This window comes from Roseovarius sp. TE539 (assembly GCF_003298505.1).
In the GTDB taxonomy this organism is placed as follows: Bacteria; Pseudomonadota; Alphaproteobacteria; order Rhodobacterales; family Rhodobacteraceae; genus Roseovarius.
Genome location: NZ_QNGB01000007.1, coordinates 98,758 through 124,774, shown reverse-complemented (window position 1 = coordinate 124,774; position 26,017 = coordinate 98,758). Strand labels below are relative to the sequence as shown.

The following is a 26,017-nucleotide window of genomic DNA, read 5'->3' as shown; positions in this document are numbered from 1 at the left end:
AGTTCGATAGCCTTAATTTGATCAAATTTTCACTTATCACGGCGAAAAACCATGAAGATCGGTATCCTGCTGACGGGCCACGCGGTGCCCGAGATGAAAGACAAGCTCGGGGATTACGACTCCATGTTCGTGGACCTGCTCTCGGGCCGCGGATACGATTTCGAAACATGGAACGTGGTCGACAACGAGGTTCCCGACAGTGCCGCGGCCGCGGATGGCTGGCTGATCACCGGGTCGAAACATGGCGCCTACGAGGATCACGCCTGGATCCCCCCGCTTGAAGACCTCATCCGCGAAATCCAGGTCCGGGAGCAACCGCTTGTGGGTGTGTGCTTCGGTCATCAGATCATCGCCCAGGCGCTTGGCGGCACGGTCGAAAAATTCGCCGGCGGTTGGGCCGTCGGGCCTCAGGTCTATCAGTTCGAAGGCGCCAGCATCGCCTTGAACGCCTGGCATCAGGACCAGGTGACCAGGCTACCGGCGGACGCCGAGGTGATAGGGCACAACGATTTCTGCGCCTATGCGGCGCTGCGCCTTGGCGACAGCACGCTCACGGTCCAGGCGCATCCGGAATACGATTCCCGGGCACTGGATTTTCTCCTCAAGCACCGCGCCCCCGGCATCGTTCCCGATCAGCAGATCAAACAGGCGATGGCCACCCTGGACACCCCCCTCGACAGCAACAGGATGGCCGATCACATGGCGGCCGTCTTCGACAGGAGCACCAAATGACCGACTGGAAAGACAGTCTGCCGGAGGCGGCGCGTGCCTATCTCGAAGGCCGCCACCTCGACGAAGTGGAATGCATCATCTCGGATCTGCCGGGAATCGCGCGCGGCAAGGCCGTGCCGGCCTCCAAGTTCGCCAAACAGAAACGGTTTCATCTTCCCGATTCGATTTTCTACCAGACCATTACAGGGGGCTGGGGCGAAGCCGCGGGCGAAGAGGGCTTCATCGAGCAGGACATGATCCTGACGCCGGACATGAGCACGACCACGGCTGCCCCCTGGACCGGGGACTGGACATTGCAGGTGATTCACGACGCGAATGACGGCGATGGCAAGCCAACCCCGTTCTCGCCGCGCAACGTACTGCGCCGTGTGGTCGACCTTTACCACGAGCGCGGACTTGCACCGGTGATCGCGCCGGAAATGGAATTCTTCCTGGTGGCGCGCAACACCGACCCCGCCCAGGAGATCGCGCCCATGATGGGCCGGTCGGGACGTCCGGCTGCCGCGCGACAGGCGTACTCGATGACCGCGGTGGACGAGTTCGGGCCGGTGATCGACGACATCTACGATTTTGCCGAAGCTCAGGGTTTTGAAATCGACGGCATCACCCAGGAGGGCGGCGCCGGCCAGCTCGAGATCAACCTGCGGCACGGCGATCCCATCAAGCTGGCCGACGAGGTGTTCTATTTCAAACGTCTGATCCGCGAGGCGGCGCTGCGCCATGATTGCTTTGCCACCTTCATGGCCAAGCCGATCGAGGACGAGCCGGGCAGCTCCATGCATATTCACCATTCGTTGCTGGACACCGGATCGGGCAAGAACGTCTTTGTCGGCCCGCAGGGCGGTGAAACGGAGGCGTTCTTCCATTTCATCGGAGGACTGCAACAGCACCTGCCCTCGGCAATCGCGGTGCTGGCCCCTTACGTCAATTCCTATCGCCGCTACGTCAAGGATCACGCCGCCCCGATCAACCTGGCATGGGCGCGGGACAACCGCACAACCGGTATCCGCATACCGATCTCCAGCCCTGAAGCGCGGCGGGTCGAAAACCGCCTCGCCGGCATGGATTGCAACCCCTATCTGGGTATTGCCGCCAGCCTTGCGTGCGGGCTGCTTGGGCTGCGGGGCGGCATACGGCCCGAACCACAGTTCAAGGGAGATGCCTATGCCGGCGAGGGGGACATCCCCCGCGTACTGGGTTCGGCACTGGACATGTTCGATGCCGCTGAAGACCTGCACGAGATCCTCGGACCGGAATTTGCGCGTGTCTACTCGATCGTCAAACGGGCGGAGTACGAGGAATTCCTGCAGGTCATCAGCCCGTGGGAACGCGAGCATCTGCTTCTCAACGTGTGATCGCGGCGCGCGCCGGTGCTCCCATGCCTCCCTTCCGAAGGGTAAACGTTTACGGGCTGATAAGATGAACCTTCTCCATTCCAACGATCGACCCGGCCAATATCCACAAAGCTGGTACGCCGCCACAACCGAACCAATGGACCGATTTGCGCCGCTCGAAGGTGAGACGCGCGCGGATGTGTGCGTGATCGGGGCGGGATATACCGGCTTGTCCGCCGCGCTGCACCTTGCCGAAGCCGGCCTGGACGTGGCGTTGTTCGAAGCACACAGGGTCGGGTTCGGCGCATCGGGGCGCAATGGCGGACAGCTTGGCAGCGGGCAACGGATGGAACAGCCGTCCCTTGAGCGCCTGATGGGTCACGACGACGCGACGAAGCTCTGGGCCCTTGCCGAAGACGCCAAGGCGCTGGTCAAATCCCTGATCGCGCGTCATGAAATCGACTGTCACCTGAAGCCCGGTATCGCACATGCCTGCTTCACCGCCGCAGAGATGCGCGCGGAACACGACACGGCCAAACATCTGGCCGACCGATACGGCTATGATCAGATCACGACGCTGGACCGTGATGAATTCGCCGGGGTCTGCCCCTCTCGCGCCTATCACGGTGGCACGCTCGACACGGGGGCGGCGCACCTGCATCCGCTGGCCTATGCGCTCGGGCTTGCCCGGGCGGCCCGCGACGCCGGCGTCCGGATCTTCGAAACCACGCAGGTTCACCGCATCGACAAGGGCCGCCCGGCTGTCGTTGCCACGGATCGCGGCCGTGTCAGTGCGGATCACGTGATCCTGGCGTGCAACGGATATCTGGGCGGTCTTGACCGGCGCGTCGCCGCCCGGGTCATGCCGATCAACAATTTCATCGCGGCCACCGAGCCATTGGGGGATGAAGCGGCAAAGGTCCTGACAAGGGATGTTGCCGTCGCGGATACGAAATTCGTGATCAACTATTTCCGCCTGAGCCATGACCGGCGGTTGCTGTTTGGAGGGGGGGAAAGTTATGGCTACCGCTTCCCGGCGGACATCGCCGCAGTGGTCCGCAAACCCATGTTGCAGATCTTTCCCCACCTCAGGGACACGCGGATCGAATACGCTTGGGGCGGGACGCTCGGAATCACCATGAAACGGATGCCATTTCTGGCACGGCTGGCGCCGAATGTTCTTTCGGCATCGGGATATTCCGGTCACGGCGTCGGGACGGCAACCCACGCCGGCAAGCTCATCGCGGATGCGATCCGCGGCGAAACCGAAGGTTTTGACACCATGGCGCGGGTACCCGCACCGCCGTTTCCCGGTGGCACGGCCTTGAGGAGCCCTTTACTTGTGCTCGCAATGACGTGGTTCGCCATGCGCGACCGACTGGGCATCTGACGTTTCACCGGTCTTTTCGCCGGCTCAGGGCCCGGCCGATCCCCAACCTCCGGCATTCGGAGGGCGGCGCGATCGACAGCGCAACCGTGAAGAACCACGTTCCGGGCGTTCAGATTTCCAGGTGCAGCTTGGGTTTCCAGAAAGGCCGAAAAAGCTCGATCTTAGGGCAGCGGTCCATCACGACCTTCATCCCCGCCGCCTCGGCGCGACGTGCCGCCTCGTGGTCGACGACGCCGATCTGTCCCCAGAGCACCTTCGCCCCGATGGCGATGGCCTCCTCGGCCACGCCCATGAGGTCCTCGGCCCGGCGAAACACCTGCACCATGTCAACGGGCCGGTCGATGCTGTCGAGGCTGGGATAGACTTTGATACCCCGGATCTCTTCAAGCCCCGGACGCGGGTTCACGGGGATCATGTCATAGCCCGTCTCATCCAGCACCCGCAGAACGCCGTAGCTGAACTTGGTCTTGTCAGGGCTCGCGCCCACCATGGCAATGGTCTTCACGGAAGACAGGATACCTTGCAGATAGGCATCGGAATAGGGCTGGGTGTGGTCCATCTCAGGGCTCCTTGGGGATGGCGATATCGGGTTTCAGCTCGTGCGGGTCCAGCGGGTCGAGGAAAGGGTTGCGATAGAGCCGGTCATGGCTCTCGACGCCGATGTTCAGGGTGATGTCAGTGACCGGGCGTGCCACGCAGAGGATGACATAGCCCGCCGCGATCTGCCGGTTGTTGAGCGCGACCTGCCGCCGTTGATCGACTTCGCCCTCGACTAGCTTTGCCGCGCAGGTGATGCAACCGCCGTACTTGCAGCCATAGGGCAGGTCGACGCCTTGCTCGCGCAGGGCATCGAGCAGCGGGCGGCGCGCCTCGACCTCGTAGGTGGCGCCGCCGCGATTGGCGATGGTGACGGTCCGCGTGGTCATAGCCAGATATCGCTCGTGCAGTCGCCGCCCGGATAACGCGCCTCGTGGCAGCGGGAAGGGCCGTTGGGCTCCTGCCCGAAATCGACGATGAAATCGGGGTTGAGGGTCATACCGCCGTTCTCCGGGTCGCAGTCGATCATCACCATCACACCGCCCTTCTCGCGGATTGCCGGGTAGAACTGGTTGTCCCATGTCGAAAAAAGCGACGTGGTGACATAAAGGCGCCGCCCGTCGAGGCTGAGCTGGAACATCTGCGGCCCGCCAGCCATCTCGACGCCGTTCACGACCGGCGCGCGGCCCAGCAGCCCGCCCATCCAGACCTGCCCGGTAAGCTTGGGATTGTGCGGGTCGGTAATGTCATACTGGCGCATGTCGCCGTGCAGCCAGTTGTTGATATAAAGGAAGCGGTCATCCATCGACACCAGCAGCGCCGACATCACCCCCGGCACCGGGATGGGCCATTCGGGATGCGGCTCGTTGGCCACGTCGATGATCTTTTCCCATTGCCATTCGCCCGACTCGTCCTTCCACCAATGGATGACGTTGGTGCTGAGCGCGGCACAGCAAAAGCCGTGGGTGCTGTCGGGATCGTGGTGAAACTTCACTTCCAACGGGATAAGCCCGTCCTCGCCCAGATACATGGACTGGATGGGTTCGCGCTTCTCGAAATCCCAGAAATGCAGTTCGCGCCCGTATTTCAGGTGCCCCACCTCTTCGAGGTCAAAGCCCGGCATGAAAGTGTTGGGCGCGGCCCATTCCGACGACACCATGATGTTGTGGCGGGGCTGGTACCAGAAATCATAGCCGAACTTGATGTCGCCCATCGAGTTCTCCCAGCGGCCCACGATCTCGAAATCCTTGTTGAGATGCAGGTAGCCGCCCGGCGCCTCGCCCTTGGCGTCACCGAGAAAGGAAATGATGATTTCCGATCCGAGGCAATGCACGGTATGCGGCCCCGACAGATCGGCCTTGGCCTTGATCTCGGCGCCGTCGATCACCTTGTGAAGGCGCGGCGCGCGCGGGTCGGTGGCGGTGTCGACCACGTGGATGTTGTTTGACCGCACACCCGGCAGGAGCAGGTATTTGCGTGCCATGCTGGAATCGTCAAAGCAGGAAGAGCAGGCGTTCCAGCCCATGTGATGCAGTTCATCCCCGATGCCCGGCATTTCGAGGCGGTGGATCACCTGGCTGTAGGTCGGGCTCTCGGGATCGACATCCACGGTGGCAAGGTAATCCGGCTTCTGTATGCCGGTGCCGGTATAGATCGCGATCGTGTAAAGCAACTTTTCCCGCGGCGCCCTGATCGCCTCCGCAGGGCTGGCATAGCCCGGTCCGCAACATTCCATAAATGTCTCCTCCCTGTCCGGCTCAACATCATTGACTTCTGATAGCGCGATTCATTAACTGAGACAATTGTTCATTTTTTGAGATATCCATGCATCTTGACCGACTGACAACCGTGTTGGAAGCCGTCGCAATCGCCGGACGGGCCGTGACCGTGGCCGAGATTCAGCAAACAACGGAATTGCCGCGCCCCACCTGTTACAGGTTACTGCATTCGCTGGCCGAGCACCGCCTTCTGGACGAGCCCGAGCCCGGCCGATACCTGATTGGAGAGCGGCTGGTGCGGCTGGCACTGCTTGGACAGACTGACGTGGACGCAAGCCAGGCGGTCGCCCCGACTCTGAGAGAAGCCGCTGACCGGTTCGGTGAGGCGGTGTTCCTTTCGCGTTACCGCAACAAGGGCGTCGAGATCATCCATGTTGAAACACCCCATGACGCCACACGTTCCTTCGTGCATCCCGGCCTGGGCTATCGCCCCATGCATGCCTGTTCCTGCTCGAAGGCCATCGCCGCCTTCGCGGAGAAAGACTTCCGCGAGGAGATCCTGAAAGGGCCATTGCGCGGCTACACCCCGCAGACCAAGCGCGATCCCGATACACTGCGCACGGAATTCGAAAGTATCCGCAAGGCCGGATACGCGGAATGCGTCGAGGAGATCGAAGTCGGTGTGTCCTCGGTGGCCGCCCCGATCCGCATCGGCAACATCGGCGCCACATTCAGTATCGGGGCGACGGGTCCGGTCCGGCGTTTCACGCCACGCCAGCGCGCGCAGATCGGTCGCGAATTGTGCGCGTATGCCGGAAAGGCGGCGCTTGCCCTGCAAATGCACGGGTCCGACAACCCCATGCACCGGAGCGGCCGCTAAGCGGCCGTCCGACCCCGTATTCACAAGTCACGGAAGATGACGCCAAGGGCCGTGTCATCCGCACCCGCCTGCCTGCTGACCCGCGCCTTGATGCCGATCGGGAAGGCAGGTTCATCGCGAACGGAACGCGGGATTTCCAACCGCCCACCTGCGGCTCGGGGCACGGCGCCCGACCGCGAAATGCTGCCCCACGGTGACGCGGGCCCACACATCGGGACGCCGCACATGACACGGGTGGCGCGAAGCGCTTGGCCTTCGCCGCGGCAGCACCTATAAGGGCGGCGCAATCAACGAGGTAAGCAGATGCGCAACGCCACTGTCACCCGCAAGACCGCAGAAACCGATATCAGCGTCGGCATCGCCCTCGACGGAACCGGCGCTTATGACAATGCCACCGGGATCGGGTTCTTCGATCACATGCTCGATCAACTGGCGCGACACGCGCTGATCGACGTCACGGTGCGCTGCATCGGCGACACTCATATTGATGACCACCACAGCGTGGAAGATGTGGGGATCGCCCTTGGTCAGGCCCTGGCTGAGGCTCTTGGCGACAAGCGCGGCATACGGCGTTATGGCGCTTGCCTTCTGCCGATGGACGACGCGCTGGTGCGGGCGGCGTTGGATCTTTCGGGCCGGCCCTATCTGGTCTGGAAGGTCGAGATGCCCACCGAAAGGATCGGCGCCTTCGATACCGAATTGGTGCGCGAATTCTTCCAGGCTGTCTGCACACATGGTGGCATCACCCTGCATGTGGAGGCCCTGAACGGGATCAACAGCCATCACATTGCCGAGGCCGCCTTCAAAGCCGTCGCGCAGGCCCTGCGCATGGCGGTGGAGACAGATCAGCGCAAGCGCGACGCCATCCCATCCACCAAAGGCACGTTGTGACCTGCATGACCACGGTCATCGTCGATTACGAAAGCGGCAATCTGCACTCGGCCGCCAAGGCGTTCCAGCGCATGGCGGCGGAATCGGGGGCGGGCGAAGTGGTCGTGAGCGACGATCCGGCCACCGTCCGCGAGGCCGACCGTGTGGTCCTGCCCGGCGACGGGGCCTTCCCTGCGTGCCGGGCCGAGCTTTTCGATCATCGCGGGCTTTTCGAAGCGATCGAGGCCACAGTGATCGACGCCGGGCGCCCCTTTCTGGGGATATGCATCGGCATGCAGATGCTGGCCACAAGGGGCATGGAATACGAACCGACACCCGGTTTCGACTGGATCAAGGGCCTGGTCGAGCCGATCCGCCCGCCCGACCAGTCGTTCAAGGTGCCGCATATGGGGTGGAACGATCTGGTCATCGACCACCCGCACCCCCTTCTTGAGGGCATCGCCACGGGGGACCATGCCTACTTCGTGCACTCCTACCATTTCCGGGTGGAGACCCCGGCGCACCTTCTGGCGCATGTGGACTACGGAACCGGGATTACCGCTGTTGTCGGGCGCGACAATATCGTCGGCACCCAGTTTCATCCGGAAAAGAGCCAGGCAACCGGTCTCCGCCTGATCGCGAACTTCCTGCGCTGGCGACCCTGAAACCGTACGTGCCCGCGGCAGGCGCGGTCACTTGACACGTGTCCAGATCTGGCTTTGGCAGATCGGTCCAAGACATCCGCGGACCTTCAACCGGTTGCCCATCAACCTCATGCCGGCGCGATAAACCGCGTCGCGCGCCGGCACCCAGGCCATGCCCTCGTAATGTCCCGGCTCTGTCGGTCGCATGTCCCAGAACACCATCTTTCCGACATTAGGGGTCACAACGGGATCGCCCCCGGGATCACGCGCCGCAACGATCCGGCCGCAAAGCTTCTGCTCGGCGCATTCGTGCACCTTGACGATACCGACCTGGCCCTTTCGGTCCGGCTCCGTCCGCCATTTCCCGAGGGCGGGATCCGACGCGCTGGCCGCAGAACCGAAAAGCACGGCAAAAATCGCGCAAGGCAATATCGCGCGCATGGCAAAGCCTTTCCATTGACTTGCCCCGACGATACCGGCGGCCGGGGTGCGAACATCGCACGGCCTATATAGTCAAGGATTTCACGACTGCCAGATCCCGGCTGTCCCAGCTCTGCGCGGCTGTCAATTTCGGGTCAATTTACCCGCTTCCACATCTGCCCGCGGCAAATTCCGAAAACGCAGCCGGACACCTCAAGCGCGTGCCCCTCAAGACTCATGCGCGAATTGTAGGTCTTGTCACGATCCGGTGCCCAAATGCGCCCGTCGCCGTAACTTCCGCCGCCTTTCGGCTGCATGTCCCACAGCATACGCTTGTTGAGATGTTCGTAACCGGTGTTGCGCTCTCCGGTTTCATCGAAGGCGGCACGGATCACACCGCAGATCGCCGCGCCACATTCGTAAACGGACACGTGCAGATACCCCCCTGTATCCCCGGGCTCGGTGCGCCACATCCCTTCGGCCGGATCGGCCACGGCGCTCCCGCACCAGAAAATCGAAGCCAGTGCCGCAAATGCTAGTCTTTTCATCATTCCTCCTCCCGTACGGCTTAGAATGCCGTGCGCCGACGCACTTGATCAAGCCTGACGTCGGGTCCGTTGCAATCGGACGCCGCCCATGCCAGACGCTTCTCGGCAGTTTGAAGGAAAGGATACGCTGATGATCCTCTATCCCGCAATTGATCTCAAGGACGGTCAGGCCGTGCGGCTGCTGAAGGGAGACATGGACAAGGCGACCGTTTTCAACGACGACCCCGCCAGCCAGGCTCTCGAGTTCGTCGAGGCCGGCTGTGAATGGCTTCATCTGGTGGATCTCAATGGCGCCTTCGCGGGAACACCCGTCAACGCCGCCCCTGTCGAGGCGATACTCGCGCATTGCGGCGTGCCGGCACAGCTTGGCGGCGGCATCCGCGACATGGAAACGATCGAGGCATGGCTCGCGAAGGGCCTGGCGCGGGTGATCCTGGGCACCGTGGCGGTAGAGAACCCCGCGCTGGTGCGTGAGGCCGCGCGCGCCTTTCCCGGGCAGGTGGCCGTGGGGATCGACGCGCGCGCGGGCCGCGTCGCCACCAAGGGCTGGGCCGAGGAGACCGAGCTGGACGCCACCGATCTCGCGCGCTCCTACGAGGATGCGGGCGTGGCCGCGATCATCTACACCGACATCAATCGCGACGGGGCGATGCAGGGACCCAATGTCGGGGCCACCGCGGCCCTCGCCCGCGCCGTCTCCATCCCAGTCATCGCCTCGGGTGGCGTGTCCTCGCTCGAGGATCTGATCGCCCTGCGCGACTGCGGCGCGGAGTTGAACGGCGCGATCTCGGGTCGCGCACTCTACGACGGCGCGCTCGACCTGCGCGCCGCACTCGCCGCACTCACGCCCTGAGCGCGGTGCAAGGCCCTACTGCCCAGCCGCCTTGGCCGTCAGCTTGCCCAAAGCACCGGTCATCGTCTTGATGTATCCCGCATCATCCGCAATCGCGAGGTCATCGAACATTTCCTTGGGGTCCTCGTAGGCCAGCCAGACCTGCCCCGCCCCGTCGCGGTAAACCAGCACCTTCATCGGCAGGAACAGCCCCGCCACCGGATCGTCCTGCATCGCCTGCGTGCCGATCTTGGGGTTGCCGAAGATCAGCACCTGCGTCGGGGCCAGATCCATGTCCACCGAGGCCGCCCCGGCGGCATGGTCCACCCGCGCGAACACGTTTGCCCCCGCTCCAGTCACCGCCGATTCCAGCCGGTCCATCGTGCTTGCCACGTCCGAGAAGGACTTGACCTTGACGATATCGTCATTGCCGGCCAGCGCGGGCAGCCCCGCCATGACCATTGCCGCCACTGCAAGAAAACGCTTCATGTTCAATTCCCTCCGTTGCATTACAAAATCACCGGCATCCTCTGGCATCTTTGCCGGAATGCCCATAAACAACGCCGTGAAATTCCTGTAACAGCGACAATATGCTCAAGACCCGGATCATCCCCTGCCTCGACGTTGCCGATGGCCGCGTGGTCAAGGGCGTGAATTTCGTAGATCTGCGTGATGCAGGTGACCCGGTCGATGCCGCACGGGCCTATGACGCGGAGGGCGCGGACGAGATCTGTTTTCTCGATATCCACGCCACGCATGAGAACCGAGGCACCATGTTCGACGTGGTGCGCCGCACCGCCGAAGCCTGCTATATTCCGTTGACAGTGGGTGGTGGTGTGCGCTCGGCTGATGACGTGCGTGATCTCCTGCTCGCCGGCGCCGACAAGGTCAGCTTCAATTCCGCCGCGGTCAGGGATCCCGATGTCATACATCGCGCTGCGGACCGCTTTGGAAGCCAGTGTATCGTCGTGGCGATCGACGCCAAGACCGTCTCGCCCGGCAGATGGGAGATATTCACCCATGGCGGACGTCAAAAAACAGGCATCGACGCGGTCGAGTTCGCCCGGCTGGCCGAATCGAAGGGCGCAGGAGAGATCCTGCTGACCTCGATGGACCGTGATGGTACACGTGCGGGGTTCAACATCGCGCTGACCCGGGCGATCAGCGACGCGGTACGCATCCCTGTCATAGCATCAGGCGGGGTCGGCACCCTGGACCATCTTGTCGAGGGCGTCAGAGAGGGCCATGCCAGCGCCGTGCTGGCAGCATCGATTTTCCATTTCGGCGAGTTCTCCATACAGCAGGCCAAGGCGCACATGGCCGCCGCCGGCATACCCGTGAGGACAGGCGCATGACGCTCGAGGAACTTGCAGAGATCGTGACCTCGCGGGCGACGGCGGATCCCTCCGAAAGCTGGACAGCACGGCTTCTTCAGCAGGGGCCCGAAAAGGCGGCCGAAAAGTTCGGCGAGGAGGCGATCGAGGCGATCATCGAGGCGGTCCGCAACGATCCCGAAAGGCTGACCTCCGAGGCGGCGGACGTGCTTTTCCACCTTCTTGTCATGCTGGAGGCCCGCGGGGTGCCGCTTGCCGATGTGATGGCGGTGCTCGAGGCGCGACAGCACCGCTCCGGGTTGGCAGAAAAGGCCGCACGCACCGATTGACGGCCAGCCCCGGCCGGCCCGTTCAGAGCCTTGACGAGATTATCCCGGTATTGAAGCCGCCCATGCGCAACTCGCCGAAGAGGCGTTGATACTCGATTTTCGGGCAGCGATTCATGATCACATCCACGCCGCGGGCACGCGCCGCGTCGGCGGCAGCCTCGTTTTCGACACCGATCTGCATCCATACCGTGCGCAGGTCCGGGAACACCTTCAACGCCTCGTCCACGATCGGCGGCACGTGATCCGACCGTCGGAAGATGTCCACCATGTCCACCTTCCCGTCAATGTCCGAGAGACTCGCCACCACCTTTCGCCCGAAAACCGTTTCCCCGGCATGGCCCGGGTTCACCGGCACAACGTCGAAATTCTTCAATGACAGGTAGCGCGCGACATAGTAGCTGGGCCTGACCGGGTTCAACGACACACCGACGACCGCGATTCGACGGGTGCGTTGAAGGATGCCGCGAAGATAAGCGTCGGAGTAGTGTTGAGTCATGCCGCGGGTCTAGCACCGGAGGACAGCGAAAAAAAGCGCCCAAGGAAACCTTGGGCGCAGTCACGGAACGAGGGACAGTGAAGTGAAACGCCAGAGTTCCGGTCCGGCGCCTCTGAGCTTGATATAGGGGCCATTTTCCATATAAAAAGGGCATGTAATATTGCTGTGAACAAACCTTGAGAACAGTCGGGCATGCCGCGCACGGTTCATGCTCAGTCAATGATGTCCTCAAGCAGGTCCCACACCTCTTCGGCCATCTTTCTCAGAAAGGGCTTGCGGCGACGGCCGCGGCGCGGCTTGCGCCGTGTGTAATCATCGCGAGCACCGGGATCCTTGCGGTTTTCACCGTGGTCCCGGCGGCGCTTGGGCCGCCCCTTTCCGGTGACATGCGGATTATGCCCGGGTCCGCCGCGCTTTTTCTCTTTGGGCACCGGCATCGCCTTCATTTCATGCAAGGGCGCGCCACACGCCCTGCATGCCAATTCGTGACGTCCCCGATCGAGGACCAGCGCGGCCCGCGTTCCGCAATAACAGCATGTCGCGATCTTTGTGCCCATTCCGCCCCCGTGGTTCAGACCTGTCTGGACGCATATAGGGCGACCGCGGCGGCATTGGAGACATTGAGGGATCCAAATGCACCCGCGTAGCCGATCCGTACCAGATTGTCGCAGCTTTCGCGGGTCTTGGCCCTGAGGCCCGGCCCCTCCGCCCCGAGAACAATCGCGACGGCCCGGCCGGAAGCCTGCGCCATTCCCGACGCAAGGTCGTCCGGCGCATCACCGTCAAGCCCGAGGACGAGGTATCCCATGTCCTGCAACTCCGCGATCGCGGCGGCCAGGTTGCGCACCCGCAGGTAAGGCTGACGTTCCAGCGCACCGCTTGCGGTCTTGGCCAGTGCCCCGGTTTCCGGGGCCGAGTGACGGCGCGGCGCGATCACCGCGCAAGCGCCGAAAACCTCGGCCGAACGCAGGATCGCGCCAACGTTGTGAGGGTCCGAGACCCGGTCCAGAAGCACGGTCCGCGGCGGCAGCGCGTCACGGGGCATGCAGCATTCGGAGAGGCTGCCCCAGTCAAGCGGTGCAACCTCCAGCGCGGCACCCTGATGCACGGACTGAGGGTCCAGAGGGGCGGGAAACCGTCGGGCGTCCGCGACCTCGGGCACCATTCCGGACATGGCGATGGCCTCGCTCAAGCGGCTCTGGGCATTGCGCGTGACGATCAGCCGGCGCTTGTCGCGCGCCGGATTGCCCAAGGCATCGCGCACCGCGTGCAGCCCAAAGAGCCAGACAGTCTCGGCCGCGGCGGCACGCCTGCCCTGCTCCTTTTCGATCACCCAGCGGGGTTTCTTCATCGCTCACAATGCCCTGTTATCCGAGCGCCTGACCATGCGCCGGAGAGCCGCTGCGTGCAAGCCAATTTCCTGTTGACGGGTCTCGGCGGCGCTAGTAATCAGCCCTCCACGCCCGGCGCATCCCCGCCGGAAGTGGGCGACAGGCCGCAAGGTGTGGCAGGGGACTGTAACTCCCTCGCGGAGACGCACGCTAGGTTCGATTCCTAGGTCGCCCACCACTTTTCCAAGACGATCGTGAAACACCCGGATTCCTTCATCGGGCCAGGGGCGTGCAGACGGGCATTTGTGCACAAGTCTCGCGCGGGCATTGGTCGGTTTGCCGCCTTCTCCGATCTCATCGCCAAGGGTTGCGATACTGGTCACAGGCTTCTGCAATCCTGCCGTCATGTCCGTGCGAGCTGCAGGCGGGATCCACTTTGTCGCATTCCCCGAAAACTGCCCCTTCTGCCGATCCTGCAACCATCCTATAGTGGGCGCAACGAGGCAGTGGCACCACCGGGGCAAGTATGGCCGCAACGGCAGATGACATCCAATCCTTCAACATCGTTGTGATCGCGCAGGGCGGCCGGCTTCAGTACGAGGCGGTCCTGTTCGCAGCCTCGCTCAGAGCGATGAGTCCGGATTTCTCCGGCCGACTGCTGATCGCGGAGCCGCAACCCGGTCTGCTCTGGCAGGGCGATCCTGCCATTCGCAACCCCGAGTGCCGCGCTCTGCTGGAAGAACTCGGCGCGGAGATCCTGCCATTCGAATGCCACCATTTCGGAAGCAGCTATCCCTATGGAAACAAGATCGAGGCGCTGCTTTCCCTACCCGAGGGAGAACCCTTCGTCTTCTTCGATACCGACACCCTGATCCTCGACAGCTTGTCGCGCGTGCCGTTCGAATTCGGGCGGCCGACCGCATCGCTGCGCCGCGAGGGGACATGGCCGGAGATCGAACTGTACGGCCCGGGCTACACGCGGATCTGGAAATCTCTCTACGACAAGTTCCGGCTGGATTTCGACTCTTCGCTCGATCAAGGTTATCCGGACGAATTCTGGCGCCGCTACCTCTACTTCAACGCCGGTTTTTTCTTTTACGAATGTCCGCGCATTTTCGGCCAGCGGTTTCTGGACTACGCCCTCGCGATACGGGATGATCCGCCGCCCGAACTGGTCTGCCAGTCTCTCGATCCCTGGCTGGATCAGGTTGCTTTGCCTCTCGTGATCCATTCCCTGGGAGGCGGGCGCGATACCCTGCCCAAAGGTCTTCTGGATGGTGAAGTGACATGCCACTACCGGTTGCTGCCGCTGCTTTACGCGCGCGAATCGGATCGCGCGGTCGAGGTGCTCGAAGCGGTGAGCGCGCCGAACAGGATCAAGAAGGTACTGAAATCCCACGATGCGATGAAGTTCATGATCTACCATGGCCGCGGCCGGAAGGTGCGCGCGCTTTTTGACCAGGACGACTTGCCGCGCAAGGAACAGGCCATCCGCAACAGGATCAAGCGCAACGGCTTCTGGATGAGATAGTGATGCCCACGCGGTCACGGAAGCGACCGTTCCGTCGCCGGCAGCGTGACCAGTTGTGGCGTCTCTCGCGATACCGTAAACCTTGGCGTTGAACCGATATCCCTTGGGAGGACAAAGATGGCCTACGGCTTTGACACGTTGCAGATCCACGCAGGCGCCCGGCCCGACCCGGCAACCGGCGCCCGGCAGACGCCGATCTACCAGACCACCGCATATGTTTTCCGCGACGCCGAGCACGCCGCCGCCCTCTTCAACCTGCAAGAGGTCGGGTATATCTATTCACGGCTGACAAACCCGACAGTGGCGGCCCTGCAGGAACGCATGGCCACGCTGGAGGGCGGCGCCGGGGCCGTCTGCTGTTCTTCGGGGCATGCTGCGCAGATCATGGCACTTTTCCCGCTGATGCAGCCGGGGTGCAATGTGGTGGTGTCCACCCGCCTCTACGGGGGATCGGTGACGCAGTTTTCACAGACGATCAAGCGGTTCGGCTGGGAGGCGAAATTCGTCGATATCGACGACGCGGACGCGATCCGCGCGGCGATCGACGACAACACCCGTGCGATATTCTGCGAATCCATCGCCAATCCGGGTGGCCACATCGCCGATCTCGATGCGCTGGCCAAGCTGGCCGACAAGGCCGGGCTGCCGCTTGTTGTCGACAACACGTCGGCCACGCCATACCTGTGCCGCCCGATCGAGCACGGTGCAACCCTGGTCGTGCATTCGATGACCAAGTTCCTGACCGGCAATGGAACGGTAACAGGCGGATGCGTGGTGGATTCAGGCAGCTTCGATTGGACCGCCAGCGGCAAATTCCCTTCGCTCAGCGAACCGGAACCGGCCTATCACGGGCTGAAATTCCACGAAACGTTCGGGCCGCTGGCATTCACCTTTCACGGCATCGCGGTGGGGCTGCGTGATCTGGGCATGACACTCAATCCGCAGGCCGCGCATTACACGATGCTGGGGATCGAGACCCTGAGCCTGCGGATGCAGAGACATTGCGAAAACGCCGAGAAGGTCGCCGGTTGGCTGGAACAGCATTCCGCGGTGGATCACGTGACCTACGCGGGGCTCAGGTCCTCCCCCTACAACGATCGCGTCAAGACAACCTGCCCTAAGGGCGCAGGCGGATTGTTCACCGTGGCTCTGAAAGGCGGGTATGACGCGTGCGTCAAGCTGGTGGACAGTCTGGAACTGTTCAGCCATGTGGCCAACCTCGGCGACACCCGTTCCCTGATCATCCACTCGGCGTCGACCACTCACCGACAGCTCACGCCCGAACAGCAGAAAGCCGCCGGCGCCGCACCGGACGTCGTGCGCATCTCCATCGGCATCGAGGACGCGAACGACTTGATAGCCGATCTCGAACAGGCACTTGCCAAGGCGGCGCGCTGAGGGGGCGGCCCTGAATGGCCCGTCGTCGGCGGATGGCGGCGCGGCATCCGGGCTTTTCCTTTTATTCGGCGGGAAGGTGCTGTAAAATCCGAATGTTGTGGGGGGAAGCCTCCGCTGGGGGATACCGCTGAAAGAACGGTGCAAATGAAACCGAATTTCGCCCTGACGCTGTCTTTCGAAGGCATTGGACTTCTGCACCGGTCATTTCCGGGCTGGCAGCGCGTCGGGGAGGTGACGCTCGAAAATACCGCTCTGGCAGAGGAACTGGCAAAGCTGCGTGAAACTGCGGTCGCGTTGGAGCCGTCGGGAATGTTCAGCAAGCTGGTCATTCCCAACGAGCAGATCCGTTACCTGACCTTCGAGGATTCCGCGCGCGGCGCCGACGCAACCGCGCAAGCGGTGCGCGAATCCCTTGAAGGCGCGACCCCGTATGCGGTGGAGGATCTCTCGTATGACTGGTCTGTCGGGGGCGGATATGTGTATGTCGCGGCGGTGGCGCGCGAAACGCTCGACGAAGCCGAAGATTTCGCCGCGGAGCATCGATTCGCACCCTGCTGTTTCGTTGCGATCCCGGAGGCTGGCAGCTTCGTCGGTGAGCCTTTTTTCGGAAAGACACGTCACGCCGCGGAAATTCTTCCCGCTGGCGAGGACGTGGAACGTGAAACAGCGCCGATCCGCATAATTGCACCGGCCAGCCATGGCGAAACCGGCACTCCTGCGGACTCTTCGCAGGCTGAACCGCCTGCCACGACCGTCCCGGACGAAGCCGGGCAAGAGGTGGGCGACGAACCGGAGTTGCAAGGCGGTGGCCCCGGGCCGGCACAGACCGGCGCAAATGCGGAACCGGCCGACGCACCCGCCGTCGCCTTCTCCAGCATTCGGGCTAGCCGCCAATCCGGACCGGCGCCAACGCAACCGCTCACGGCCGAGTCGCGAATTTCCGTGCTCCCCGGGCGCAAGCCATCCGGACCGAGACCGGGCAATGGCGCTTCGGCATCGGGCTCCGCGGGGAAGGGCAAGTGGGGCCGCAGGACAAAACCCGAGGCCGCGCAAAAACCCGCGAGAACGCCCTCCGCAAACCAGGAGACCGGCACCATCGGCACGTCATCCGGGGGGGCGGTGCCCGCACCCGGCGTTTCTACGGCTGAAACGGAAAAGCCGGCGGCCGCTGTGCGGCTCCTGCGCAGAGCCGGTCAGGCATTTTCGGGCCTTGGTGCTGCATTGGGATCCGGCAACGGGCGAAAGGCCAGGGCGGCGAAAAAGCCGACCGGCCCCGGTGGAGACACCCGTGCAACGGCCTCCGCACAGGCCGCAAGAAGCGGCGGCAAGGGCTTCGGCGCATCCTTCACGAGCAATCGCGGATCGCGCAGGGCACTGGCAGCCGGAACCACCAAGGCCAGCGAGGAAGCCCAACGAATGACGGTCTTCGGCGCGCGCGGGCGTACCGAGGACAAGTCCCGTTTCATCGGGCTGGTACTGAGCGCATTGCTTCTGCTGGCACTTGCCGGGGTCGCCGCGTGGGCCTCCATTTTCATGGACGAAGGGTTGTCGCGCTTCTTGCCCGGCGGGCAGGATGAAACCGAACTTGCCGATGTGCCCTCGGCGGGGTCGGATGCGGAAACGATCGAGGTGCCGCCCGTCGTCGCTGTCGAAGAACCTGCCGCACCCGATTTGCCCACTGAAGATGCAGCGGCAGAAGATCCCCCCGTTCAGGAAAACGCCGAAGACATGGCTGCGCTGCCCGGGCCGGACGCACAGGATGGCCCGGACCCCGCAATAGACGACGCGGTGCGCGATGCCCTGACAGGTGGCGGCGACGGGCAACAATCACCCGATGGAGCGGCGGCGCGCTACGCGGCAACGGGCATATGGCAACTGGCGCCTCAAACACCGAGGCCGCCGGCAAGCGCGGGACTCGACGCGTTCTACAAGACGTCGATAGACCGGGATCTGCGCGCGCAGGATGGGGTGGCGCGCCCCGAACTGGCACTCATGCTGCCCGACGAGCCACCGCCGATACCCATCGCGCCACCGCCGCCCGGCACACGCCCCGAACCACCTGAGCCGCCGGAGCTTGTCGAGGCCACCGAGGATGGCGCCCTGTCACCTGAGGGTGTACGCATATTTGCCGGCCCTCCCCCGGTGACGCCGCCGGAGTTCCCCGAACGGCCCGAATTCGTTGCCGGGGCTGTCAGCGGTGAGGAAATCGAAACACTGGCGTCGCTGCGTCCCCGGACGCGCCCCGGTGAGATCGGCCCGGAAACCGCCGAGGAAGGTGCCGAAGCGCCTGACGACCCGCCATTCGATCTGAGGCCCCGCATCCGTCCGGACGACATCGAAGACAGTGCTGCGGCGAACGAGGCCGAGTCCGTCCCTGACGGCAATGACACCGAGGCGGACGCACCGGACTCCGAAACGGACACCGCCATCGAGGACCGCGATGGCGCTGTCGCCAACCCAGATCTCGGCCCCTTCAACGATGTCGAACCGCAGGCGGTCGCGGTTTCACTCACCCCGCGCCCGCGGCCTGAAGGGTTCCGGGAGACGGTATCGCGGCTGCGCGCCGCTGACGAGGATCGGCTTGAAGCCGCGGCCGAACAGGCGCTGGCGCCGGACATCCCCTCTTCTGCCACGGTGGCCAAGCAGGCAACCGAGCGCAATGTCCTCAACCTGCGCAAAGTCAACCTTATCGGCATTTATGGCGCGGCCGAGGATCGCAGGGCGCTGGTACGGCTGTCCAGCGGCCGCTACCGCAAGGTTCAGGTGGGTGACAGGCTCGACGGCGGGCAGGTCGCCGCTATCAGCGAAGAAGAGCTGCGCTATGTCAAAGGCGGTCGCAGCGTGATTCTGCGCATGCCCCGCGGCTAGGGCACGTCGCGCCGGATCGGAGGCACCTGCCCGTCGCACGCCCGCCCGGTCGGCCTCGCACCCGTCTCCGGGGCATTTTTGCTTGACCTCGACAGTCTCTGAAGCGTGCTCAAGCCTCATGCTGCGCGGTCGTGATCTCTCCTTGCCGGATCTGTTCGCGTTCTATGGATTCGAAAAGAGCCTTGAAATTGCCCTCGCCGAATCCGTCGTCCCCCTTGCGCTGGATGAACTCGAAAAAGATCGGCCCGATCACGGTTTTCGAGAAAACCTGAAGGAGAATTCGGGTTTCGCCGCCATCCAACACACCTTCGCCATCGATCAGGATGCCATTTTTCTTCATCCGCTCGACCGGTTCATCGTGGCCCTTAACCCTGTGAAATGAACCGTCATAGTAATTGTCGGGCGGGGCAGGCATGAATTGCAGGCCGTTGGCGGCGATCCGGTCCGTCGAATCGTAGATGTTCTCTGATCCCACCGCGATATGCTGGATGCCCTCACCGCCGTATTTCTTCAGATAGGCGACGATCTGGCCGGTCTCGCCTCGGTCCTCGTTGATCGGGATTCGTATACGCCCGCAAGGCGAGGTCAGCGCCCTGCTGAAGAGGCCGGTATACTTGCCTTCGATATCGAAGAAACGGATTTCGCGGAAGTTGAACAGCTTCTGGTAAAACCGGAACCACTTGTCCATGTTGCCGCGCTGCACGTTATGGGTCAGGTGATCCAGATAATAGAAACCCGCGCCATCAGGCTTCGACTGTGCCAACCACTCGAATTCGGCGTTGTAGGGTGAGGTATCGTGATACTGGTCGACAAAATAGATCAACGAGCCGCCGATTCCCCGGATCGCGGGAACGTCCATGGTCCTGTCGCCGGCCTCGTAAGGCTCGGCACCCTGCTGAACGGCATGCTCGAACGCGTGCCGCGCGTCCACAACGCGCCATGCCATTGACGGGGCGCAGGGACCGTGCTCAGCCGCGAAACGTGCCGCGAAGCTGTCGGGGTCGGCATTGAGAACATAAGTGATGTCTCCCTGCTGCCATAATTCGACCGGCCGGTCCCGGTGCCGGGCCACGCAGGCATAGCCCATCGTGGCAAACAGGTCCCGCAGCGCCTGCGGATCGGGATGGGCAAACTCGACAAACTCGAAGCCATCGGTGCCGGCCGGGTTTTCGGTGGTGATCTTCGCCTGTGGCGCGTCATGAGGGAACGGACCCATTTGGTACCTCCTGTCGAACCTGAAACTGTCTGCTCTTCTGCATTGAACCTATCACCGGGAAAGCACATTTTATGCGCAAACCTGATCGCATTTACCGAACTGGATGCGAAGAATTTGCATCCTTGTTACGATTATGGATAAATATCCGCACATGATCGATGAAATAGACACACGGCTCATCACGGCCATCCAGCACAATGCGCACCTGACCGCGCAGGAACTGGGCGACCTGCTGAACCTGTCGGCCAGCCAGGCGGGAAGGCGGCGGCAACGCCTGGAACAAAGCGGCATCATCCGTGGCTACACGGCCCGGCTTGATCCCGATAAGCTGGGCCTCGCCGTGCAAGCCTTCGTACAGGTGCAGATGCACAGTCACGGTCCACGACAAGCCGCCGGTTTTTCGCGCCTGATCGGCACCCGCCCGGAAATCGTCAGTGCATGGACACTCACCGGCGATGCGGATTACCTGCTGCGCGTCTATTGCAGCGATCTCGTGGCGCTCAACCGCCTCATCCACGAGGTTCTTTTGCCACACGAAGCCGTCACCAAGGTGCACAGCCAGATCGTGATGGATCAATGCAAACCGGACGCACCATTGCCAACCTGACCCGCAAAGGTAACCTTTATGGAAGGATTTCTGTTCCAGGCCTCGATCTATCTTGCGGCTGCTGTGATCGCGGTGCCGATCGCGGCCCGCCTCGGGCTGGGGTCGGTGCTGGGTTATCTGGCGGCGGGCATCCTCATCGGCCCTGTAATCGGATTTGTCGGCCACGAGAACGAAGAGTTGCAGCATTTCGCCGAATTCGGCGTCGTCATGATGCTGTTCCTGATCGGGCTGGAACTGGAACCGCGTGCCTTGTGGGACATGCGGCATCGCTTGCTGGGGCTTGGCGGCCTCCAGATCACTGTCACCACGCTGGCGGTGATGGTCGGGGCGCTGACACTCGGACAGGTCTGGAGCGTGTCGCTTGCAATCGGCATGATCTTTGCGCTCTCTTCAACGGCGATCGTGCTGCAAACCCTCAGCGAGAAGGGGCTGATGCAGACCGGCGGAGGGCGGTCTGCCTTTTCGGTCCTGCTCACGCAGGACATCGCCGTGCTTCCGATGCTCGCCTTCCTGCCGCTTCTGGCAATGCCCAAGCCGCCCGAACGCGTGCTGGGCGAGGTGCTGGAAGACCGCGCGGATGGCAATGGACATGGCCCCGCCGGAGCCCACGAGGCGGCGCTTTCCTTCGTGGAAGGGCTTCCGGGCTGGGGGGTCACTCTGGTGACGCTGGCTGTCGTCGGGGCGATCATCCTGACCGGCGTGTACCTGACCCGGCCGGTATTCCGCTTCATCCACGCCGCACGCCTGCGCGAAATGTACACGGCCCTTGCTTTGCTCATCGTGGTCGGCATCGCCTTCCTGATGAACCTTGTCGGGCTCTCGCCCGCTCTCGGCGCCTTCATGGCGGGCGTGGTTCTTGCCAGCAGCGAGTTCCGGCATGAGCTCGAAAGCGATATCGAACCCTTCAAGGGCCTTTTGCTGGGCCTTTTCTTCATCACCGTCGGCGCCGGGATAAATTTCTCGATCCTGTTTGCGCAGCCGGTTCTGATCCTCGGGCTGGCACTTGGGATCATCCTGCTCAAGGGCACGATACTTTATCTGCTCGGACGCGCGTTCGAGCTTCGCGGGCGCAACCTGTGGCTCTTCACCTTGTCGCTGGCACAAGCCGGCGAGTTCGGATTCGTGCTGATTTCCTTTTCCGGTCAACAAAACGTCTTGCCGCCCCAGATGACCCAGACATTGCTGCTGATCGTGGCGATGTCGATGCTGATCACGCCGCTTTTGTTCATCATCTACGACTGGTTGTCGAACCGTATCGAGGATACAGGCGAAACCCAGCAGGCCGATCAGATTGATGAACAGGCCCCGATCATCATCGCCGGTATCGGGCGCTTCGGTCAGATCGTGAACCGGCTCGTGCGGTCCAGCGGTTTTCGCACCGTGGTCCTGGATCACGACCTGGGCACGATCCAACGCATGCGCCGTTTCGGAATCAAGGGGTTCTTCGGTGATCCCACCCGACCGGAACTTCTTCACGCGGCCGGTCTGAAGGAGGCGAAGGTTCTCGTGGCCGCGTTGAACAGCGCCGACGCGACCACCCGGATTGTGGCCTATGCTCGGCGCGAGCGCCCCGATATCAAGATCGTCGCCCGCGCCCGTGACCGCACCCATGTCTTCCGCCTCTACAAGGCCGGCGCGGATCATATCGTGCGCGAGCTCTTCGACAGCTCGCTGCGCGCGGGGCGCTATGTGCTCGAGGATCTGGGCCTGACCGAATTCGAGGCCGCCGAACTGGAAAGAACCTTTTACCAGCATGATCGCAATTCCGTCCGTGAACTGGCCACCCTCTGGGATCCCGACATTCCCACCGTCGATAACGCGGCCTATATCGCCCGGGCACGCGAACTGGAAAAAGATCTCGAGACGATGCTTCTGTCACAGATCGAGGACACCGAACACATAGGCGACGACTGATCAGCGGCCCGAAACCCCGGCCTCGGTGAAAGTGGCCATCCTGCTGTGACACGCCAAGGCGCCCCTCAGAACAGGAATGGCCAGCGCCGCGCCCGACCCCTCGCCCAGCCTCATGCCCAACGACAGGAGCGGCACCTTCCCGAGCGCCCGCAGCAACGGCGCATGACCCGATTCCGCGCTGACATGGCCGGCAATCGCATGATCCAGCGCCCCTTTCCGCGCCCGCTCAAGGCACGCGGCAGCGGCACAGCAGATGAATCCATCCAGGATCACGGGAATGCGCAGTGCCCGGGCCCTTGCCACCGCGCCCGCGATGGCGGCCAGCTCGCGCCCTCCAAGGCGGCGCAGCACCTCCAGCCCCTGCCCGCCCGCATCCGCGTGGCGTGCCACGGCATCCGCCACGACCCGCGTCTTTCCCGCAAGGCCATCCACGTCGATGCCAGTGCCCTGCCCCGTCCAGTCGGCTGCCACACCGCCAAAAAGCGCACAGGAAATGGCCGCAGCACTGGTCGTGTTTCCTATTCCCATCTCACCTGCCACCAAGAGATCAGTCGCCGGATCAACAGCCTCCCACCCTCTGCGCAATGCCGTCACAACCTCGTTTTCGGTCATTGCAGGCGCTCGGGTGAAATCTGCCGTTGGCGCCTCCAGCGACAGGGCATGCACATCCATTCTTGCGCCGGCGCACTCCGCGAGTTGATTGATCGCCGCGCCTCCGGACCGAAAGTTTTCGACCATCTGGGCCGTCACCTCGGGCGGAAAGGCTGAAACCCCACGCGCCGCAACGCCATGATTTCCCGCGAACACGATCACCTGCGGCGCACGGATCTCGGCGCGGGGGTTGCCGCGCCAACCGCAATACCATGATGCCAGGTCTTCCAGCCGGCCCAGAGCGGCCGGCGGCTTGGTCAGGTCGAGATTGCGCGCAAGGGCCGAGTCGTACGCCGTCTCGTCGGGGTGAGGTGCCCGTTCCAGAACGGACGCGAATTGCGCGAGTGTCTCGAAATCATCGGTCATCCGGCCCCCGTTGCATGCCATTCGGCACATGTGTATCGCACAGACCCATGACCACACAGCCGAAAAGGTCCGGTTCATGGCAAAAAACGACCTGCGCCTGATGGTGTTCAGGGATCTCGCGACGGCCCTTTCGCTGCTCAGCCGCCTGCCGGTGCGCCACAGCTACGCGGATCGCGCCGCAGCGGCGGCCTGGGCGTATCCCCTGGCGGGGCTGGTGATCGGCACCCTGGCCGGGCTTGCCGGGCTGGCCGCCCTCCGGATCGGGATGCCCGCCCCACTGGTCGCTCTGGTTACGCTGGCCGCTTCGGCGGGGCTTACCGGCGCGCTGCACGAGGACGGGCTCAGCGATTGTGCAGATGGGTTCTGGGGCGGATGGACACGGACGGACCGGCTGGAAATCATGAAGGACAGCCGGACAGGCACTTTCGGCGTTCTCGCGCTCTTTCTCGTGCTGTCGGCCAGGTGGAGCGCACTCTGGCTGCTGTTTCAGTCCGGCCCCGGCACTGCATTGGCCGGGATCGTCGCGGCAGCGGCCCTATCACGCGGAAGCATGCCGATCCTCATGTCGGTGTTGCCGCCGGCCCGCAAAGACGGGCTTTCGCGGCGCGTGGGCAAGGTGCCCGGAGTAACGGCCGCCATTGCCGCGGGGCTGGGATGCGCGGTGTGCCTTGTTCTCACCGGCAGTTTCGTCGCATTGATCTGGGCGGCGGCGGCGCTGCTGGCTGTTGGCCTGATGGCGCGATCCAGGATTGGCGGGCAGACCGGCGACGTTCTCGGTGCGGCACAGCAACTGACGGAACTCGCTGTCTTGATCGCCTTGGCAGCCTGAAGGCAAGATCCGCGCCCGAAAGGGCGCGGATCGTGTTTCCGACAATACCTGCCGTTTGGATCGTATCGGCAACCCGCTCAGGCGGCGCGGGAAATCAGCACCTCGTCCACCTGCCGGGCGGCCATGACCTCGTCGTCGCCGCTGACCGCCGCGATTTCCCGCGTGAGACGCTCAAGCGCGGCCTCGTAAAGCTGTCGCTCGGAGTAACTCTGCTCACGCTGTTCATCCGTGCGGTGCAGGTCACGCACGACCTCCGCGATCGCAATCAGGTCGCCGGAGTTGATTTTCTGTTCGTATTCCTGCGCACGGCGCGACCACATCGCGCGCTTGGCCTTCGCCTTGCCCTTCAGGGTTTTCATCGCCTGCGATACGACATCGGGACTCGACAAGGAACGCATGCCGATCTCGGTGGCCTTGTTGGTCGGGACGCGGAGAGTCATCTTGTCCTTCTCGAACGACACCACGAACAGCTCCAGCGAAAGGCCGGCGATCTCCTGTTCCTCGATCGACATGATCTGCCCCACCCCGTGCGCGGGATAGACCACATAATCGTTCGGACGAAACTCGGACGTCTTGTTTTTGCTCATTCAGATCTTCCTCGCGGTATGCCCGTCAAGGCGCCGACGCCGGTAACAGCGGGACCATTCCCGCTGAAACACATGGTTCAGACGCAAAGAATTCCATTCCCGGGCGGCAGCGCGGGCATATGGATATAGGGCAGGACTTCACATTTGTAACGATTATATATCACAAAATCCGCATCCGAAAAAGATGCAAATGCGGAATCTATGACCGAAACGCCGCCGCGTCACGCCTCAGGATGGAGTCCCGACACCTGATCACGGCCACCATGGATATGCATCAACCGCCCTCGCCCGGCGCGTCCGAGAAATACTTCTCCAGTTTGCCATCCTCGCCATCACGTTCCTCGGCATTCGGAAGCTCATCTTTCTTGGTGATGATCACCGGCCACATTTCCGAGTACTTGCGGTTGAACTCAACCCATTTTTCCATCTCGGGTTCCGTATCCGGGCGGATCGCATCGGCTGGACACTCGGGTTCACACACGCCGCAATCAATGCACTCGTCCGGGTGGATCACAAGCATGTTTTCCCCCTCGTAGAAGCAATCCACCGGGCACACTTCGACACAGTCGGTATATTTGCATTCGATGCAGTTGTCGGTGACGATATAGGTCATGTCCGCGTCTCGTCGTTGATTTCAGGGACAGGTAATCCAGCC

The 26,017-nt window shown here is 63.0% G+C and carries 28 protein-coding genes and 1 tRNA gene; 16 read left to right on the top strand and 13 right to left on the bottom strand.

The window, feature by feature from the left end:
- Positions 1 to 51: 51 nt before the first annotated feature.
- The 3 genes from DQW77_RS07060 (at position 52) to DQW77_RS07050 (ending at position 3,456) form a co-directional block, all read left to right on the top strand.
- The gene (locus tag DQW77_RS07060; RefSeq protein ID WP_113257484.1) at positions 52 to 732 is read left to right on the top strand and encodes a type 1 glutamine amidotransferase; all 681 of its coding nucleotides are present in this window, start codon (positions 52 to 54) and stop codon (positions 730 to 732) included.
- Positions 729 to 2,087, top strand: a complete 1,359-nt coding sequence (locus DQW77_RS07055; protein WP_113257483.1) for a glutamine synthetase family protein — start codon at positions 729 to 731, stop codon at positions 2,085 to 2,087. Before DQW77_RS07060 ends, DQW77_RS07055 begins: the two co-directional genes overlap by 4 nt.
- A 64-nt stretch (positions 2,088 to 2,151) precedes the next feature.
- Complete coding sequence (locus tag DQW77_RS07050; protein WP_113257482.1) at positions 2,152 to 3,456, top strand: FAD-binding oxidoreductase; 1,305 nt, start codon at positions 2,152 to 2,154, stop codon at positions 3,454 to 3,456.
- A gap of 109 nt (positions 3,457 to 3,565) precedes the next feature.
- On the opposite strand, the gene DQW77_RS07045 is transcribed toward DQW77_RS07050, so the two are convergent.
- Genes DQW77_RS07045 through DQW77_RS07035 form a run of 3 tightly spaced genes read right to left on the bottom strand, consistent with a single transcriptional unit; the run spans position 3,566 to position 5,728 of the window.
- Positions 3,566 to 4,015, bottom strand: coding sequence for a CoA-binding protein (locus tag DQW77_RS07045; protein ID WP_113257481.1), 450 nt, complete (start codon positions 4,013 to 4,015; stop codon positions 3,566 to 3,568).
- A 1-nt stretch (position 4,016) separates the two neighbouring features.
- Positions 4,017 to 4,382 carry a 2Fe-2S iron-sulfur cluster-binding protein gene (locus DQW77_RS07040; RefSeq protein ID WP_113257480.1) on the bottom strand — a complete coding sequence of 122 codons (366 nt, stop codon included), beginning with the start codon at positions 4,380 to 4,382 and terminating at the stop codon, positions 4,017 to 4,019.
- Positions 4,379 to 5,728: a selenium-binding family protein gene (locus DQW77_RS07035; protein WP_113257479.1), complete on the bottom strand. Its 1,350-nt coding sequence runs from the start codon at positions 5,726 to 5,728 to the stop codon at positions 4,379 to 4,381. The genes DQW77_RS07040 and DQW77_RS07035 overlap by 4 nt, the downstream gene beginning before the upstream one ends.
- 89 nt (positions 5,729 to 5,817) lie before the next feature.
- Between DQW77_RS07035 and DQW77_RS07030 the strand changes: the two genes are divergently transcribed.
- The 3 genes from DQW77_RS07030 (at position 5,818) to hisH (ending at position 8,126) form a co-directional block, all read left to right on the top strand.
- A complete protein-coding gene (locus DQW77_RS07030) occupies positions 5,818 to 6,591 on the top strand; it encodes an IclR family transcriptional regulator (protein WP_113257478.1) in 774 nt (257 codons plus the stop codon).
- A 303-nt stretch (positions 6,592 to 6,894) separates the two neighbouring features.
- Positions 6,895 to 7,482, top strand: a complete 588-nt coding sequence (gene hisB, locus DQW77_RS07025; RefSeq protein WP_113257477.1) for an imidazoleglycerol-phosphate dehydratase HisB — start codon at positions 6,895 to 6,897, stop codon at positions 7,480 to 7,482.
- A 5-nt stretch (positions 7,483 to 7,487) separates the two neighbouring features.
- Positions 7,488 to 8,126, top strand: coding sequence for an imidazole glycerol phosphate synthase subunit HisH (gene hisH, locus DQW77_RS07020; protein ID WP_113257476.1), 639 nt, complete (start codon positions 7,488 to 7,490; stop codon positions 8,124 to 8,126).
- A 27-nt stretch (positions 8,127 to 8,153) separates the two neighbouring features.
- On the opposite strand, the gene DQW77_RS07015 is transcribed toward hisH, so the two are convergent.
- Together DQW77_RS07015 and DQW77_RS07010 are read right to left on the bottom strand one after the other, a co-directional pair.
- A complete protein-coding gene (locus DQW77_RS07015) occupies positions 8,154 to 8,546 on the bottom strand; it encodes a DUF2147 domain-containing protein (protein ID WP_113257475.1) in 393 nt (130 codons plus the stop codon).
- Positions 8,547 to 8,680: 134 nt separating this feature from the next.
- Positions 8,681 to 9,073 (bottom strand): DUF2147 domain-containing protein, encoded by a 393-nt coding sequence (locus DQW77_RS07010; RefSeq protein WP_113257547.1) that lies wholly within the window; start codon positions 9,071 to 9,073, stop codon positions 8,681 to 8,683.
- A gap of 130 nt (positions 9,074 to 9,203) precedes the next feature.
- Here DQW77_RS07010 and hisA point away from each other — a divergent pair, with 130 nt between their 5' ends.
- Positions 9,204 to 9,926: a 1-(5-phosphoribosyl)-5-[(5-phosphoribosylamino)methylideneamino]imidazole-4-carboxamide isomerase gene (gene hisA / locus DQW77_RS07005; RefSeq protein WP_113257546.1), complete on the top strand. Its 723-nt coding sequence runs from the start codon at positions 9,204 to 9,206 to the stop codon at positions 9,924 to 9,926.
- 15 nt (positions 9,927 to 9,941) lie between these two features.
- Here hisA and DQW77_RS07000 read toward each other — a convergent pair whose 3' ends face one another.
- A complete protein-coding gene (locus DQW77_RS07000; RefSeq protein WP_113257545.1) occupies positions 9,942 to 10,394 on the bottom strand; it encodes a DUF302 domain-containing protein in 453 nt (150 codons plus the stop codon).
- A 101-nt stretch (positions 10,395 to 10,495) separates the two neighbouring features.
- Here DQW77_RS07000 and hisF point away from each other — a divergent pair, with 101 nt between their 5' ends.
- Both hisF and DQW77_RS06990 read left to right on the top strand, forming a co-directional pair.
- Positions 10,496 to 11,260: an imidazole glycerol phosphate synthase subunit HisF gene (gene hisF, locus DQW77_RS06995; protein WP_113257474.1), complete on the top strand. Its 765-nt coding sequence runs from the start codon at positions 10,496 to 10,498 to the stop codon at positions 11,258 to 11,260.
- Positions 11,257 to 11,568, top strand: coding sequence for a phosphoribosyl-ATP diphosphatase (locus DQW77_RS06990; RefSeq protein WP_113257473.1), 312 nt, complete (start codon positions 11,257 to 11,259; stop codon positions 11,566 to 11,568). Before hisF ends, DQW77_RS06990 begins: the two co-directional genes overlap by 4 nt.
- Before the next feature lie 22 nt (positions 11,569 to 11,590).
- Here the strand turns inward: DQW77_RS06990 and DQW77_RS06985 are convergent, their stop codons facing one another.
- The 3 genes from DQW77_RS06985 to DQW77_RS06975 form a co-directional block, all read right to left on the bottom strand.
- Entirely contained in the window at positions 11,591 to 12,064 is a 474-nt protein-coding gene (locus DQW77_RS06985; RefSeq protein WP_113257472.1) for a CoA-binding protein, read from the bottom strand.
- Positions 12,065 to 12,276: 212 nt separating this feature from the next.
- Positions 12,277 to 12,495, bottom strand: coding sequence for a hypothetical protein (locus tag DQW77_RS18730; protein ID WP_309301309.1), 219 nt, complete (start codon positions 12,493 to 12,495; stop codon positions 12,277 to 12,279).
- A 140-nt stretch (positions 12,496 to 12,635) separates the two neighbouring features.
- On the bottom strand, positions 12,636 to 13,415 hold the full coding sequence (locus DQW77_RS06975) for an RNA methyltransferase (RefSeq protein ID WP_113257470.1): 780 nt from the start codon (positions 13,413 to 13,415) through the stop codon (positions 12,636 to 12,638).
- A 134-nt stretch (positions 13,416 to 13,549) separates the two neighbouring features.
- On the opposite strand from DQW77_RS06975, the gene DQW77_RS18185 reads away from it, so the two are divergent.
- From DQW77_RS18185 to DQW77_RS06960, 4 genes are all read left to right on the top strand, one after another.
- Positions 13,550 to 13,633: transfer RNA gene (locus tag DQW77_RS18185), tRNA-Tyr, on the top strand.
- Positions 13,634 to 13,921: 288 nt separating this feature from the next.
- Positions 13,922 to 14,926, top strand: coding sequence for a hypothetical protein (locus DQW77_RS06970; protein WP_113257469.1), 1,005 nt, complete (start codon positions 13,922 to 13,924; stop codon positions 14,924 to 14,926).
- A 117-nt stretch (positions 14,927 to 15,043) separates the two neighbouring features.
- The gene (locus DQW77_RS06965) at positions 15,044 to 16,324 is read left to right on the top strand and encodes an O-acetylhomoserine aminocarboxypropyltransferase/cysteine synthase family protein (RefSeq protein WP_113257468.1); all 1,281 of its coding nucleotides are present in this window, start codon (positions 15,044 to 15,046) and stop codon (positions 16,322 to 16,324) included.
- A gap of 144 nt (positions 16,325 to 16,468) precedes the next feature.
- Positions 16,469 to 19,192 (top strand): hypothetical protein, encoded by a 2,724-nt coding sequence (locus DQW77_RS06960; protein ID WP_113257467.1) that lies wholly within the window; start codon positions 16,469 to 16,471, stop codon positions 19,190 to 19,192.
- A 109-nt stretch (positions 19,193 to 19,301) separates the two neighbouring features.
- Here DQW77_RS06960 and hppD read toward each other — a convergent pair whose 3' ends face one another.
- Positions 19,302 to 20,408: a 4-hydroxyphenylpyruvate dioxygenase gene (hppD, locus tag DQW77_RS06955; RefSeq protein WP_113257466.1), complete on the bottom strand. Its 1,107-nt coding sequence runs from the start codon at positions 20,406 to 20,408 to the stop codon at positions 19,302 to 19,304.
- 151 nt (positions 20,409 to 20,559) lie between these two features.
- Here hppD and DQW77_RS06950 point away from each other — a divergent pair, with 151 nt between their 5' ends.
- Positions 20,560 to 21,015 carry an Lrp/AsnC family transcriptional regulator gene (locus DQW77_RS06950; RefSeq protein WP_113257544.1) on the top strand — a complete coding sequence of 152 codons (456 nt, stop codon included), beginning with the start codon at positions 20,560 to 20,562 and terminating at the stop codon, positions 21,013 to 21,015.
- An 18-nt stretch (positions 21,016 to 21,033) separates the two neighbouring features.
- A complete protein-coding gene (locus tag DQW77_RS06945; protein WP_113257465.1) occupies positions 21,034 to 22,929 on the top strand; it encodes a monovalent cation:proton antiporter-2 (CPA2) family protein in 1,896 nt (631 codons plus the stop codon).
- On the opposite strand, the gene cobT is transcribed toward DQW77_RS06945, so the two are convergent.
- On the bottom strand, positions 22,930 to 23,946 hold the full coding sequence (gene cobT / locus DQW77_RS06940; protein ID WP_113257464.1) for a nicotinate-nucleotide--dimethylbenzimidazole phosphoribosyltransferase: 1,017 nt from the start codon (positions 23,944 to 23,946) through the stop codon (positions 22,930 to 22,932).
- Positions 23,947 to 24,022: 76 nt separating this feature from the next.
- Here cobT and cobS point away from each other — a divergent pair, with 76 nt between their 5' ends.
- Positions 24,023 to 24,775 (top strand): adenosylcobinamide-GDP ribazoletransferase, encoded by a 753-nt coding sequence (gene cobS / locus DQW77_RS06935; protein ID WP_113257543.1) that lies wholly within the window; start codon positions 24,023 to 24,025, stop codon positions 24,773 to 24,775.
- A gap of 77 nt (positions 24,776 to 24,852) precedes the next feature.
- Here the strand turns inward: cobS and DQW77_RS06930 are convergent, their stop codons facing one another.
- Both DQW77_RS06930 and fdxA read right to left on the bottom strand, forming a co-directional pair.
- Complete coding sequence (locus DQW77_RS06930; protein WP_113257463.1) at positions 24,853 to 25,362, bottom strand: CarD family transcriptional regulator; 510 nt, start codon at positions 25,360 to 25,362, stop codon at positions 24,853 to 24,855.
- Positions 25,363 to 25,636: 274 nt separating this feature from the next.
- Entirely contained in the window at positions 25,637 to 25,975 is a 339-nt protein-coding gene (gene fdxA, locus DQW77_RS06925) for a ferredoxin FdxA (protein WP_113257462.1), read from the bottom strand.
- Between the last annotated feature and the right edge of the window lie 42 nt (positions 25,976 to 26,017).